This is a genomic window from Streptomyces sp. NPDC050856, from assembly GCF_040653855.1.
Lineage (GTDB): Bacteria > Actinomycetota > Actinomycetes > Streptomycetales > Streptomycetaceae > Streptomyces.
On the sequence record NZ_JBFAGV010000004.1, the window covers coordinates 68,587 to 82,641 of the forward strand.

General features: G+C 74.4%; 10 protein-coding genes. All 10 read left to right on the forward strand.

Annotation, left to right across the window (positions count from 1 at the left end; all coding sequences use genetic code 11):
- The first annotated feature begins 52 nt into the window (after positions 1–52).
- Complete coding sequence (locus AB0H53_RS05135) at positions 53–3,130, forward strand: glycoside hydrolase family 3 N-terminal domain-containing protein (protein ID WP_362107398.1); 3,078 nt, start codon at positions 53–55, stop codon at positions 3,128–3,130.
- A 492-nt stretch (positions 3,131–3,622) separates the two neighbouring features.
- Positions 3,623–4,150 carry a hypothetical protein gene (locus AB0H53_RS05140; protein ID WP_362107400.1) on the forward strand — a complete coding sequence of 176 codons (528 nt, stop codon included), beginning with the start codon at positions 3,623–3,625 and terminating at the stop codon, positions 4,148–4,150.
- A 384-nt stretch (positions 4,151–4,534) separates the two neighbouring features.
- Positions 4,535–6,673 (forward strand): hypothetical protein, encoded by a 2,139-nt coding sequence (locus AB0H53_RS05145; RefSeq protein WP_362107401.1) that lies wholly within the window; start codon positions 4,535–4,537, stop codon positions 6,671–6,673.
- Positions 6,674–6,760: 87 nt separating this feature from the next.
- The gene (gene pelF, locus AB0H53_RS05150; protein WP_362107403.1) at positions 6,761–8,344 is read left to right on the forward strand and encodes a GT4 family glycosyltransferase PelF; all 1,584 of its coding nucleotides are present in this window, start codon (positions 6,761–6,763) and stop codon (positions 8,342–8,344) included.
- Entirely contained in the window at positions 8,341–9,750 is a 1,410-nt protein-coding gene (locus AB0H53_RS05155; protein WP_362107405.1) for a hypothetical protein, read from the forward strand. Before pelF ends, AB0H53_RS05155 begins: the two co-directional genes overlap by 4 nt.
- A 105-nt stretch (positions 9,751–9,855) precedes the next feature.
- On the forward strand, positions 9,856–10,857 hold the full coding sequence (locus AB0H53_RS05160) for a GDP-mannose 4,6-dehydratase (protein WP_362107408.1): 1,002 nt from the start codon (positions 9,856–9,858) through the stop codon (positions 10,855–10,857).
- 50 nt (positions 10,858–10,907) lie between these two features.
- Positions 10,908–11,621 carry a nucleotidyltransferase family protein gene (locus tag AB0H53_RS05165; protein ID WP_362107411.1) on the forward strand — a complete coding sequence of 238 codons (714 nt, stop codon included), beginning with the start codon at positions 10,908–10,910 and terminating at the stop codon, positions 11,619–11,621.
- A 7-nt stretch (positions 11,622–11,628) separates the two neighbouring features.
- The gene (locus tag AB0H53_RS05170) at positions 11,629–12,555 is read left to right on the forward strand and encodes an NAD(P)-dependent oxidoreductase (RefSeq protein WP_362107414.1); all 927 of its coding nucleotides are present in this window, start codon (positions 11,629–11,631) and stop codon (positions 12,553–12,555) included.
- Positions 12,552–13,214, forward strand: coding sequence for a spherulation-specific family 4 protein (locus AB0H53_RS05175; RefSeq protein WP_362107417.1), 663 nt, complete (start codon positions 12,552–12,554; stop codon positions 13,212–13,214). The genes AB0H53_RS05170 and AB0H53_RS05175 overlap by 4 nt, the downstream gene beginning before the upstream one ends.
- Positions 13,211–14,032, forward strand: coding sequence for an endo alpha-1,4 polygalactosaminidase (locus AB0H53_RS05180; RefSeq protein ID WP_362107420.1), 822 nt, complete (start codon positions 13,211–13,213; stop codon positions 14,030–14,032). The genes AB0H53_RS05175 and AB0H53_RS05180 overlap by 4 nt, the downstream gene beginning before the upstream one ends.
- Positions 14,033–14,055: the final 23 nt, after the last annotated feature.

Sequence of the window (14,055 nt, forward strand, 5' to 3'; positions counted from 1 at the left end):
CCACCCGACCACTCCCCCGCCCCTGTCCCACCCGTTCCCACCAGGAGTTGTCATGCCACGACCACGTCCCCCGCTCAGAACCGGCACGGCGGTGCTGGCCGCAGCCGCCGTACTCGGCGGTCTGCTCACCGGCGGCCTGCCGTCCGCCACCGCCGCGGCCGAACCGGCCCCACGGCTCGTCGACCGCTTCGAAGGTGAGGTGCCCTTCGCCGGCCCGCCCGCCGAGGGGATCTTCACCTGGGGCAGCGACGCCGACGACCGGCCGGAACTGCGGATCCGGGAACGGGCCGACGCCCCCGAAGGCGGCAAGGTCCTCCAGGGCACCTACGACATCAGCGGCTGGGGCGGTTTCAGCCATGACTTCGCCTTCGACCGGCCGGCCCAGGACTGGACCGCCCACAAGGGCGTCCGTTTCTGGTGGTACGGGCAGAACACCGCCCCGCTGCCGCCCGGTTCGGGCAGGCGCGTCAGCTTCGAGCTCAAGGACGGCGGTGCCAACGGCGAGGCGTCCGAGCTGTGGGCCACGTCGTTCACCGACGACTGGGAGGGCTGGCACCTCGTCGAGATCCCCTTCTCCGAGTTCCGGTACCGGACCGACTACCAGCCCGTCGGCGGCATCGACCAGGTGCTCGGTCTGAAGGAGATGTGGGGGTACGCCCTCACGCTGCCGACCGGTGGGCCGGGCTCCTTCGCGATCGACGGTGTCGAGCTGTACGGGAAGGCCGAGCCCGCCCTGACCGCCAGGGTGTCGACCGACGCCGCCGTGTACCCCGTCGCGGAGGGCGGGGCCGCGCGGGTCGAGGTGTCCGTCGCGACCACCGGTTCGGGCCCGCTCGACGAGCCGGTGACCGTCGCCTACGGCACCGGGGACGGCAGCGCCACCCCGGGTGACGACTACCGGCCGGTCTCCGGGAGCGTCACCTTCCCGGCGGGCACGCCGTCCGGCGAGACCCGCACCATCACCGTCCGCACGAAGAAGGACGGCAGCGCCGAGCCGGCGGAGACCGTCCCGCTCGGGCTGACCGTCAACGGCGCCAGGGCTCCCGCCGAGACACCGCGGATCGTCGTCGACGCCCACGGGCTGCCGTACCTGGACCGCACCCTCCCGGTCGGGAAACGGGTCGCGGACCTGCTCTCCAGGATGTCCCTCGCCGAGAAGGCCGGACAGATGACGCAGGCCGAGCGCAACGCGCTCAAGGCCCCGGGCGACATCTCCGCCTACGACCTCGGTTCGCTGCTCTCCGGCGGCGGTTCCGTGCCGACGCCGAACACACCCGAGGCGTGGGTGCGGATGGTCGACTCCTACCAACTGCGCACCCGGGCGACCAGGTTCCAGATCCCGCTGATCTACGGCGTCGACGCCGTGCACGGGCACAACAACGTCATCGGCTCCACGATCATGCCGCACAACATCGGCATCGGAGCGGGCCGTGACCCGGGGACCGCCGAGAGGACCGGGGCGGTGACGGCCAGGGAAGTGCGCGCGACCGGCGTTCCGTGGGACTTCGCGCCGTGCCTGTGCGTCACCCGCGACGAACGGTGGGGGCGCTCCTACGAGGCGTTCGGCGAGGACCCGGCCCTGGTCACCGCCATGGAGACCGTGATCAACGGTATGCAGGGCGCCCGGGACGGCAAGGACCTGGACCGCGCGGACAAGGTCCTCACGAGCGCCAAGCACTTCGTCGGCGACGGCGGCACGGAGTTCGGCTCCTCGACCACGGGCTCGTACACGATCGACCAGGGCGTCACCAAGGTCACCCGCCAGGAGTTGGAGGCGGTGCACCTCGCGCCGTTCGCCGAGGCCGTCGAACGCGGCACCGGCACGGTCATGCCCTCGTACTCGTCGCTGGACGTCCTGGGCGACGACCGGGGACCGGTGAAGATGCACGCCAACGCGAAGATGATCAACGGGGTCCTCAAGGGCCGTATGGGCTTCGAGGGCTTCGTGGTCAGCGACTGGCAGGCGATCGACCAGATCCCCGGCGACTACCCGAGCGATGTGCGCACCTCCGTCAACGCCGGCCTGGACATGATCATGGTGCCGACCGACTACCAGGGCTTCACCCGCACGCTTCAGCAGGAGGTGGCGGCGGGGCGCGTCAGCCGGGCCCGGGTGGACGACGCGGTCTCCCGGATCCTGACCCAGAAGTTCGCACTGGGCCTCTTCGAGAAGCCCTACGCGGACACGAGGAACCTGGGCCGGATCGGCTCCGCCGAGCACCGCGCGGTGGCCCGTGAGGCCGTCGCCAAGTCCCAGGTGCTGCTGAAGAACGACGGCGCGGTACTGCCGCTGAAGTCTTCGCAGCGGGTGTACGTCGCCGGGTCCAACGCCGATGACATCGGCAACCAGGCCGGTGGCTGGACCATCAGCTGGCAGGGCTCCTCCGGCCCGGTCACGACGGGCACGACGATCCTCCAGGGCATGCGGAAGGCCGCCCCGGATGCCCGGATCACCTACTCCAGGGACGCGTCCGCCGCCACCGACGGCCATGACGTCGGTGTGGTCGTCGTGGGCGAGACGCCGTACGCCGAGGGTTTCGGCGACGTCGGCAACGGCCACGACCTGGAGCTCACCGACGCCGACAAGGCGGCGGTCGACAAGGTCTGCTCGGCGATGAGGTGCGCGGTGCTGGTCGTCTCCGGCCGTCCGCAACTGATCGGCGACCGGCTGGAGGGCATCGACGCGCTCGTCGCCTCCTGGCTGCCCGGCACCGAGGGCGACGGTGTCGCCGACGTCCTGTACGGCAAGCGGCCGTTCACCGGCCAGCTCCCCGTGACCTGGCCCAGGTCCCAGGCGCAGTTGCCCATCAACGTCGGTGATGCCGCCTACGACCCGCAGTTCCCCTACGGCTGGGGGCTGACCACCCTCACCAGGTCCCCGGCCGGTGGCGGAGAGGCGGCTCTCCAGGCCATCGGCATCGCGGCCAGGGCCCTCCAGACCGCCGGTCTCGGCGACTCCGCGCGGGGCCGGGAACTCGTCACCAGGGCACGGCTGATCGTGCAGGCGAAGATGGACGGCGGGATCAGCGAGGCGTCGGCGAAGCCGTTCGCCGAGGCGGATCATCTGCTGCTCAGCGGTGACCTGCCCGGCGCGGTGGCCCGGCTGGCCGCGGCCCACCGGGCCGCCTGAGCCGGTTTCCGGCAGTGGGGCGCGGGCGTACGGCCCGCGCCCCACGCGGGTGCCGGCGGGCCGGCGGGGGAGGCCACCCGGCCTCGCGCGCCCGCGGCCACCGCTGGCGGGGACGTGTCCAGGTGCCGGGCGGCACGGCCCGCACGGGGCCGGGGGCGTCCCCCCGCAGGCCGCCCGGCCCACCGCATGGCCGGAAACGCCTGGATGACCGAGAACCTCCGCGCCCGCCCCTGCCCGCCCGGCGGGCACCGGCCGCCGGCGCGCCCGGTTTCCCGCCAATATCGGTGTGCCGGACCGTGCCGCCGGAGCACCGCCGCCGCGGCGGCGGCCCGGCTCGCCCCACCCCCGGGCCGTGCGGGTACGGAGGTCCGGGGCGCATGCACACGCCCGCCACCGCTCCCTCACACCGGACACACTTCCGGCCGATCGGCGGCCGGGGGCTCCTCATGCGGGGCAGACGGCGAACCCGCCGGGTGCCTAGCCTCCCGGGCCATGCGATCACCCCGTACGAGACGCCTGGGAACCACCACCGTCCTCGCCCTGGTCCTGGCCGTGTTCGGCCTGGCTCCCGCCGCGAGCGCGGCGGACCCCGCACCGGCCGCCCTGACCTTCACCACCGACTCCGCCACCACGGCGCCCGGCGGCACGGTGCGGCTCTCGATGACGCTGACCAACAACAGGACCTACGACGTCTGGTTCGTCCACCAGACGATCGAGCCCACCTGGCTCACCACCCAGCGCCCCGACCTGAAGTACGGCTTCACCGGCTGCGCCCTGGCCACGGCGACCGGCAGTGTCCCCTGTTCCGGGACCGGGCCCGCCGACCTCGGCGCCAACTACGGGACCACCGTTCCGCCCGGCCAGAGCCGGACCGTCACGCTGACCCTCCAGGTCGCCCCCGACTCCGGCTGCAACGGCGACATCGGTTTCTACTCGTACTACTACGCCGAGTTCAGCGACACGGCGAGCACCAGCGGCGGCCCGGTCTTCACCCCGGTGACCCGAGTGGTCTGCGCCTGAGGGCCGGGCTCCGGGCGGTGACCTGAAACCTGCCCCGGCCCGAGGGACGCCCGCCAGGCCCGACACGAGCGCCTCCGCCGGCCCGCCGGCCGGTGAGCGCCCCGCTCAGGACTCCCACCTGCGCGGGGCGCTCAGCCCTTCCGCCGCCACCGGACCTCCGGCACCCGCCGGGAGCCCCGTGCGGCGCCGGGTACGAGCGCGAGCACACCAGAGCTTTCCCGCCAGCTTTCGCGAGTTGCGCACAGAAAGCACACACAGACCTCACCATGTGACGCGACGGATGCGTCGGCGACCGGCCTCTTCGGGGGGACGGCGCCACGCGAGGGGGTGCGTCCGCTCCATCGGAGCTGTCCTCGCCCCTGCCCTGGGGAGGGACTTCACCGCATGAAGCGGATCATACGTACCGCCGCGCTCACGGTGGGCGCGCTCATCGCCGCTCTCGGCCCGCCGGCCGGGGCCGCTCAGGCCGGGAGCGCCGCTCCACGCGTCGACCTGCGGGTCCTGCTCGTCAGCGACGGCGGCCCGTCCGTCGACGCCATCGCGGCCGAACTCGACGCCGCGGGCACGCCGTACACCGAGGTCGACCTCGGCCGGTCCGACCGGCCGGTGATCGACGCCGGCTTCCTGGCGGACACGCTCGACGGACGCCCGCGGGCCAAGTACCAGGCCGTCGTCCTGCCCAACGACAACCCGTTCGCGGCGGGCTCCCCCGAGATGGCGGCGCTGGCGGCCTACGAGCGGACCCACGGAATACCCCAGGTCGACGCCTACACCTACGCGCGCCCCGAGGCCGGGCTGCGGTACCCGGTACACGGCGGCTACTCCGGCAGCCTCGACGGGGTACGGGCCCAGGTGACGCCCGCCGGGAAGGCGGGCCCCTTCGGATACCTGGAGGGCGCGGTCCCGTTCGAGGACAACTCCCCGACAGTGGGCGAGAGTTACGCCTACCTGTCGACCCCCGTCGCCGGCGCCGACTTCACCCCGTACGTGGAGGCCCCCGTCCCGGGCCAGGCCGAGCGGGGTTCCCTCGTGGGCGAGTACCGGCACGACGGGCGCCGGGAACTGGTCGTCACCTTCGTCTACAACCAGCACCAGCAGCAGTTCCGGCTGCTGGCCCGCGGCATCGTGGACTGGATGACCGGCGGCGTGCGCCTGGGCGCCTCGCGGAACTACTTCGCCGTGCACGTGGACGACGTGTTCGCCGCCGACGACCGCTGGAACGCCGAACTGAACTGCACACCCGGCGACGTCGACTGCCCGGACGGCGCGGGCACGCCCGACCCGATCCGGATGACCCCGGCGGACGTCGACCACGCCACCGCCTGGCAGCGCGAGCACCACGTCACCCTCGACCTCGCCTACAACGGTGCGGGCAGCGTGGAGCAGCGCCGGGACCACGACGGCGCCGACGCGCTCGCCGACAAGCTGATCGCCGAGCGCGACCGGTTCCGCTGGATCAACCACACCTACACGCACGCCTTCCTGGGCTGCGAGCAGGACACGACCACGGTGCCGTGGCGGTGCGCGACCACCGCCGACGGCAGCACCAGATGGGTCGGCCGCACGGCGGTGTCCGACGAGATCGCCGCCAACCGCGCCTGGGGGCGCGGCGCCGGCCTGCCGCTGGAGGACGGTGAACTGGTCACCGGCGAGCACTCGGGGCTGAAGGTCCTGCCGCAACAGCCGGCCGACAATCCGCACCTGGCGCCCGCGCTCGCCGACAACGGCGTCACCTGGCTCGCCTCGGACAACTCCCGTGAGCGCGGCCAGCGGCAGGTCGGCCCCGCCACGACCGTCCCGCGCCATCCGATGAACGTGTTCTACAACGCCGGGCGGGCGGCCGAACAGGTCGACGAGTACAACTGGATCTACACCAGCCGCGCCCAGGGCGGCAGCGGGATCTGCGAGGACGACCCGCACACCACCACCTGCCTGCCGGCGCCGCTGGACCCGGCGACCGGCTACCGCGAGCACATCGTGCCCCTGGAGACGCGGATCGCCCTCGGCCACGTCCTCGCCAACGACCCCAGGCCGCACTTCATCCACCAGTCCAACCTGGCCGAGGACCGGATCGCCTACCCCGTCCTGAACGGCGTGCTCGGCGGCCACGACGCGCTGTTCGCGCCGAACACTCCCGTGGTGAACCTGCGGATGCGGGACATCGGCACCGAACTGCGGCGGCGTGCCGCCTGGCAGGCCGCGGTCGACGGCGGCCGGGTCACCGCCCACCGCGTCGGTGACACGGTGACGGTGGAGACGCCCGACGGCGTGCCGGCCACCGCGACCATGCCCGCCGGCACCACCCTGCGGGGCGCCCCCTTCGGTGAGGCGTACGCGGGCGGGGTGTCCGGCTGGGCGTCCTCGTCCGGCGGGCCGCTGAGCCTCACCCTGCCGTCGTCCTCCCCGGTCCCGAGCACGGCCGACGGCGCCGGGCCCCAGCCACCGGCGGGGCCCGCTCCCGGCACCCGGGTCCCCGCGGGTGTGACCGAGTCGGCGCGGTCGCGCCTCCTGCCGGAGCACTGAACCGGGCACACCAGCCCCGCCCTCCCGGCGCACGCTCGTGGCCCGGGCCGGCCCGACCACCCCACACCTCGGCCGTGGAGCACACCGATGCACGTTCCCCACGGCGCGCGACGCCCCGGCGCGACGCGCGTCACCCTGCTCACCGAAGGCACCTACCCGCACAGCCACGGCGGTGTGAGCGTCTGGTGCGACCAGCTCGTCCAAGGCATGCCCGACCTCGACTTCGCTGTCGTCGCCGTCACCGGCACCGGCCGTGAACCACTCGTGTGGGACCTGCCGCCGCAGGTGTCGCGGGTCCACCCGGTGCCGATGTGGGGCGCCGCGCCGGAGGGCCGCCCGCCCCGGGGACGCGCCCGCAACCGGCTCACCGCCGCCTACGAGCGGTTCCTGACCGCGCTGCTCGACCCGTGCGCCGAGGACGGGTTCGCACCCGCCCTGTACACGATGGCGCGGGCCGCCGCCGACGGAACGCTCAGCGCCTTCCTCCGCGGCGACCCGGCCGTCACCGCGCTGACCGCGGTGTGGAACCGCCCCGGTCTCGTCGTCCGCGAGGCCCGCCCCACGCTGCACGACGCGCTGACCGCGACCGGGCTGCTGGAGCACGCCCTGCGCCCACTGGCCGCGCCGCTGCCGGAGGGCGGGGTCGCGCACGCGGTCAGCGGCGGCCTGGCGGTCCTGCCGGGCCTGGCCGCCCGGGAACGCCACGGCGTGCCACTGCTGCTGACCGAGCACGGCGTCTACCTGCGCGAGCGGTACCTCGGCTACCGCACCGGCCCCTACCGCTGGCCCGTGAAGGCCGTCGTCCTGGGCTTCTTCCGGCTGCTGGCGGAGGAGAGCTACCGCCGGGCCGCCCTGATCACCCCGGGCAACCGCTACAACCGGCTGTGGGAGGAACAGGGCGGTGCCGACCCGGAGTCGATACGCACCGTCTACAACGGCGTGGACCCGGCCGCCTTCCCGCCGGCCGGGCCCGAGCCCGACGTGCCCACCCTGAGCTGGGCGGGGCGCGTCGATCCGATCAAGGACCTGGAGACCCTGATCCGCGCCTTCGCCGCCGTCCGGGCGCGGATACCGGAGGCGCGGCTGCGGTTGTTCGGCGGGACACCGCGCGGCGGCGAGGCCTACCGGGAGCGCTGCCGGGCCCTGGCCGCCGAGCTCGGCCATCCGGACGCCGTCACGTTCGAGGGCCGGGTCGACGACATCAAGGACGCCTACGCCGCCGGCAACGTGGTGATGCTCTCCAGCATCAGCGAGGGCTTCCCGTTCACCCTGATCGAGGCCATGTCGTGCGGGCGGGCGACGGTCTCCACCGACGTGGGCGGGGTGCGCGAGGCGGTCGGCCGGACCGGGCTCGTGGTCCCGCCGCGTGATCCGGCCGCCATGGCCGCCGCCGCGCTGGAGCTGCTGGGTGATCCCGCGCGGCGCCGGGCGATGGGCGAGGCGGCCCGGCTGCGAGTGATCGAGCAGTTCACCCTGCGCCGCACCATCGACACCTTCCGCGCCATATACCTGGACCTGTCGGCGGGACAGCCCGGTGCCCGGGGCGCCGCGGCATCCCCGGCACCGGCCGCGACCGGCACCCCGGCCCCGGTGCCGGCCCTCGGCCCGGCGGCGGCCCGGCGGCGGGCGGACACCCGGACCGCTCCGGGCACCGGGAGCCTGGCCGTATGAGCGGGCCGACCGCACTCGAACCGGGCGGCGCGGAGCAGGACACCCTGTCGCTCCGGCTCGCCGGGACACGTCCGGCGCGCCCGGCCCCGGCCGCCGACGGCAGCCCCCTCGCCCCGCGGCGCCCGTGGCCCGGTCCCCACGAGGACGCGGTCGACCGGCTCGCCGCCGAACAGGCCGAACATGTCGGCCCCGCCGTCCACCCCTGGGAGGTGGCCGCGCTGCTGGAGGCCGAGGGCATGCCCGCCGACGTCATCAGGGACCGGTACGGTCACCCGGACCTGTTCTCCCTCGCCTCGGCGCTGTACGAGCGGGTGCCCAGGACCTTCCCCGAGCCTCCTCGGCCGCCCGACCCGTGGCGCCCGGACCGGGTGCGCTGCCTGCTGCGCGGCCTCCTGTTCGCGCTGCCGGGCCTGGCCTACCTGCTCGCCGCGCCGCTGGGTCAGGCCGAGCGCCACGCCCCGGCGCTGATCGCGGCGGGCGTCGTGTCCTGGGCCTGGGGACAGGCGCTCGGCCACCGGGCCTACCTGCGGCTGGCGACGGGGACCCGGGAGGCGGGCCGTACCCTGCTGGCCGGGGCCCCGCTGGGGGCCGTGGTGGCCACGGCCGTCGCGGCGCTGCCCGCCGGGGCCGGTCCGGTGACGCTGCTGGCCGCCGCCCAGTCGGCGTACCTGGCCGCGGCGGGGGTGCTGCTGGTGCTCGCCCGGGAACGGCTGCTGCTGGCCGCGCTCAGTCCCCTGGTCGCCGGTGCCGTGGTGCTGCCCTGGTGGGAACCGGGGCCGCTGCTGCGTGCCGGGTTGCCGCTGCTGGCGCTGCTGGCCACGCTCGGCGTCACCGGCCTGGCCCTCCGGACCGCGCTTGCCGCGCCGGCCGTCGCCGGTGGCCCCCGGCCGCGGCTGCGCGCGTCGCTCCCCCACGGGCTGTTCGGCCTGGCCGCCGCGGTCCTGGTGCTCCTGGAGGGCCGACGGCAGCCGTACGCGGTGATCGTCCTGACGGTGAGCATGGGACCGGCGGAGTGGCTGCTGTACCGCTACCGCGGCTGGTCGGTCGCCGCGCTGCGGGTGACCGCGACCCCCGCCGCCTTTCTGCTGCGCTCGGCCGGCGTGCTCGCCCTCTGCCTGTTCGGCTACCTCCTGCCGCTGCTGCCCGCGGCCCTGCTGACCGGCGCGGACCCGGCGGCGCTGCTCCTGCTGGCGGCCACCCTGTGGACCGCGCTGCTGCTCCAGGCGTTCGGGTTCGCCTGGCCGTCCGCCGTGATCTGCCTGGTGGCGGCGGGCGCCGCCGGGGCGCTGACGCTGCTGCGCCCGCCACCGGACCCGGCCCTGCTCCCCCTGTGCTGCGGGGTGGCCGCCCTGTGCCTGGTGGCGTGCGCGCTGCGGCTGCTCGGCCGGCCGGCTCCGCATGTCTGACCCCCCTCCGGCACCCGGCCCGTACCGGCAGCCGGAGGGCCGCCCCGCGCCGGCACACCGCACGACCGCCCACGTACCGCTCAATGAACCGGAAGGACCGCCGAGTTGACCTCATCACCGCTCGCCGCCGTCACCGGAGCCGAGGGTTTCATCGGCTCGCACCTCACCGAGGCGCTGGTCGCCTCCGGGCACCGGGTCAGGGCCATGGCCCAGTACAACTCCTTCTCGTCCTACGGCTGGCTGGAGACCCTGCCGGCGGACGTCCTCGACCACGTGGACATCGTGCTCGGCGACGTCCGCGACCCCGGCTCGGTGCGCGGCCTGCTGGAAGGGGCCGACTGCGCCTACCACCTGGCCGCGCTGATCGCGATCCCCTACTCGTACCGGGCGCCGCACAGCTACGTGGAGACCAACGTCACCGGCACGCTCAACGTGCTGGAGGCCGTCCGCGCCCTGGGGACCCCGCGGCTGGTGCACACCTCCACCAGCGAGACCTACGGCACCGCGCGGACCGTGCCGATCACCGAGGACCATCCGATCAACACGCAGTCCCCCTACGCCGCTTCCAAGGCGGGCGGCGACCGGCTGGCCGACAGCTACCACGCCAGCTTCGGGACGCCGGTGGTGACGCTGCGGCCGTTCAACACCTTCGGGCCGCGCCAGTCGATGCGCGCGGTGATCCCCACCGTCATCGGCCAGGTGGCGGCCGGGCAGCACGTGATCACGCTCGGCGATCTGCGGCCCACCCGCGACTTCACCTACGTCGAGGACACCGCGCGGGCGTTCCTCGCGGTGGGCACCGCGCCCGCCGAGCGAGTGGTGGGCCGCACCTTCAACGCGGGGACGGGCGGGGAGATCTCGGTCGGCGACCTGGTCGCGCTGATCGGCAAGGTGATGGACACCGCTGTGGACGTCCGCGCGGACGCCGCGCGCGTCCGGCCCGCCAGTTCCGAGGTGATGCGGCTGGTGGCCGACGCGACCCGGCTCACCGGGGCGACCGGCTGGCGGCCCGCGCACAGCCTGGAGGAGGGGCTCGCCCACACCGTGGAGTTCTTCCGCGATCCGGCCAACCTGGCCCGCTACAAGACCGGCATCTACAACGTCTGACTCCGTCCGGCACGTCCACCGAAGACACCGAGGACCCGAAGGAGAAGCCCATGTACGCAGTGATCCTGGCAGGTGGCAAGGGTGTCCGGCTGCGGCCCTACACGACGGCGCTGCCCAAGCCGCTCGTTCCGATCGGCGACCAGCACGCCATCCTGGAGATCGTGCTGCGCCAGCTCTCCATGGCCGGTTTCACCCACTGCACCATCGCCATAGGCCATCTGGGCGAGATCATCCGGGCCTTCGTCGGCGACGCCTCCCAGTGGGGCATGACCGTCGACTACGCCACCGAGGAGAGCCCCCTGGGCACCATGGGCCCGCTGCTCACCATGCGCGACCGGCTGCCGGAGACGTTCCTGGTGATGAACGGCGACGTCCTCACCGACCTCGACTACGCCGACGTCCTGCGCGGCCACGAATCGTCCGGCGCGCCGCTGACCATCGCCACGTACGCCAGGAAGGTCGACATCGACTTCGGGGTGCTCACCACCGACGCGAGCCGGGTCGTCGCCTTCACGGAGAAGCCCACCCTGGACTACCGGGTCTCGATGGGCGTCTACGGCCTGTCCCGCTCGACGCTGGACGGCTACACCCCCGGGCTGCCCCTGGGCTTCGACGAACTGGTGCTGGATCTGCTGGCCGCCGAGCGCCCGCCGCACGCCTACGACTTCGACGGCTACTGGCTGGACATCGGCCGCCCCGACGACTACGACCGGGCCAACGCCGAGTTCACCGTCCGCAAGTCACTTCTCCTCAAGGGAGCCTGAGCACCGTATGCGCGTTCTCGTCCTGGGCTTCACCGGCTACCTGGGCCGTCATGTCGTCGCGCACCTGAGCGCGGCCCCGCCGGACACGACGGTGCTCCGGGCCGGCCGTTCGCCCGCCGCCGACATCGCCGTCGACCTCGCCCGCGACCACCCCGGCCAAGTGGCCGAGGCCCTGGCGTCGGCGGCGCCCGACACCGTGGTCAACTGCGCGGGTGCCACCGGCGGTGACGCCGTCACCCTCGCCGAGACCAACGCCCGCGGTCCGGCCGTCCTGTGCGCCGCGCTGCGCGAGTCGGCGCCGGCCGCACGCCTGGTCCACCTGGGCTCGGCGGCCGAGTACGGACCCGGAGCCCCCGGGACGCGGGTGACGGAGTCGGCGGCCACGCGCCCCCTGGGCCCCTACGGCGCGACGAAGCTGGCGGGCACGGTGGCGGTGACCGCGTCCGGGCTGGACGCGGTGGTCCTGCGGGTGGGCAACCCGGTGGGGCCCGGGGCGCCGCCCACCGGGCTGCCCGGCCGGATCGCGGCGCTGCTGCGCCAGGCCGGCCCGGAGCGGGACGCGGTCCTGCGCCTCGGTGACCTGTCGGCGTACCGCGACTTCGTCGACGTGCGCGACGTCGCCCGGGCGGCGCTGCTCGCGGCGACGGCGGGCGGACCCCTGCCGGCCGTCCTCAACATCAGCGGCGGCCAGGCCGTCCCCGTGCGCGAACTGGTGCGGAGGCTCGCCCACCGGGCGGGTTTCACGGGCCGGATCGCCGAGCGGGCGGGCGGCTCGGCGCGCTCGGCGGAGGTGTCGTGGCAGTGCTCGTCCGTCACGGCCGCGGCCGAGGCGCTGGGCTGGCGCCCGGTCCACACCCTCGACGAGTCGCTGGCCGCGCTGTGGGCGGCCACGGACCCGGCCGCGCGGGACACGGAGGGCGAGCGCGTACCGTGAGCCTGCTGATCCCGCTGTACGTCCACCCGGCCGAGGACCCGGCCGCCTGGCACCGGCTGATCACGGCCGCCGCCCGTACGTACGCCGTCGTGCTGAACCCGGCGAGCGGACCGGGCACCGGCCCCGATCCGGCGTTCGCCGCGATGGCCGGCGCGCTGCGGGCGGCCGGCGCCCGGCTGCTCGGCTACGTGGACACGGATTACGGTGCGCGCGACCCGGGCGAGGTCGCCGGCGACATGCGCCGGCACCGTCAGTGGTACGCGGCGGACGGCTGCTTCCTGGACCGGGTGACCGCGGCCCCGGAAGGGCTGCCCGCCTGCCGGAGGCTGGTGCGGTCCGTGCGCCGGCTGGGTGCCGCGACGGTCGTCCTGAACCCCGGGGTCCACCCGGCGCCCGGCTACGCCCGCCTCGCCGATCTGACGGTGACCTTCGAGGGGCACTGGTCGACGTACGTGTCGGCGTTCAGCCGTCCCGCCTGGACCGCCCGGCGGCCGTCCGCACGCCTCTGCCACCTGGTCTACGGTGTGCCCGAGGCGCTGGTCCCGCTCGCCGTACGCACCGCGCGGGAACGCGGAGCCGCCGTCAGCGGACCCGTGACGGGAGAACCACCCAACCCGTGGCTCGGATTGACCCCCGCGCTGACGGGGACGGACCGATGAGGCGCGCCGCACGGGCAGGCACCGCCCTGCTGGCCGTCCTGGCGCTCTCGGCGCTGACCGCCTGTTCCGGCGGCCCGGGCGGTCGCGGGAACCCTTCCGCCGCGCCCGGCCCCGGGGGCGCGCGGTGGCAGCCCCGCCCCGGGCTGGCCTGGCAGTGGCAGCTCGACGGGCGGGTCGACCCCTCCGCCGACGTGCCGGTCTACGACATCGACGGCTTCGAGAACACGGCGGCGGACGTGGCCCGCCTGCACCACGACGGCCGCAAGGTGATCTGCTACGTCAACGTCGGTGCCTGGGAGGACTTCCGGCCCGACAAGGACGCCTTCCCGCGCTCGGTACTCGGCGGGCCCAACGGCTGGCGGGGCGAGCGCTGGCTGGACATCCGCAGGATCTCCGTACTGCGGCCGATCATGGAACGGCGCTTCGACATGTGCCGGGACAAGGGCTTCGACGCGGTGGAGCCCGATCTCGTCGAGGGCTACGCCAACGACACCGGATTCCCGCTCACCGCGGGCGACCAGCTCCGGTACAACCGTGTGATCGCCGACATCGCGCACCGGCGCGGCCTGTCGGTGGGCCTGAAGAACGACCTGGCCCAGATACCGCAGCTGGTGGGCCACTTCGACTTCGCCGTCAACGAGGAGTGCGCGCAGTACGACGAGTGCGCCCGGCTCACCCCGTTCATCGCGGCCGGCAAGGCGGTGTTCCACGTGGAGTACACGGAGCCGGTGAGCGAGTTCTGCCCGGCGTCGCGCGAGCTGAGGTTGTCGTCGATGCTGAAGAGACCGGAACTGGGCGTGTGGCGCGAGGCCTGCTGACGGGGACCGCCGGGCGGGAAGGC

Excerpts from the sequence above, each read along its gene's own strand:
- AB0H53_RS05165 (WP_362107411.1), top strand. The coding sequence starts at position 10,908 with ATGTACGCAGTGATCCTGGCAGGTGGCAAGGGTGTCCGGCTGCGGCCC.
- pelF (WP_362107403.1), top strand. The coding sequence starts at position 6,761 with ATGCACGTTCCCCACGGCGCGCGACGCCCCGGCGCGACGCGCGTCACC.
- AB0H53_RS05155 (WP_362107405.1), top strand. The coding sequence starts at position 8,341 with ATGAGCGGGCCGACCGCACTCGAACCGGGCGGCGCGGAGCAGGACACC.
- AB0H53_RS05180 (WP_362107420.1), top strand. The coding sequence starts at position 13,211 with ATGAGGCGCGCCGCACGGGCAGGCACCGCCCTGCTGGCCGTCCTGGCG.
- AB0H53_RS05170 (WP_362107414.1), top strand. The coding sequence starts at position 11,629 with ATGCGCGTTCTCGTCCTGGGCTTCACCGGCTACCTGGGCCGTCATGTC.
- AB0H53_RS05140 (WP_362107400.1), top strand. The coding sequence starts at position 3,623 with ATGCGATCACCCCGTACGAGACGCCTGGGAACCACCACCGTCCTCGCC.
- AB0H53_RS05135 (WP_362107398.1), top strand. The coding sequence starts at position 53 with ATGCCACGACCACGTCCCCCGCTCAGAACCGGCACGGCGGTGCTGGCC.
- AB0H53_RS05145 (WP_362107401.1), top strand. The coding sequence starts at position 4,535 with ATGAAGCGGATCATACGTACCGCCGCGCTCACGGTGGGCGCGCTCATC.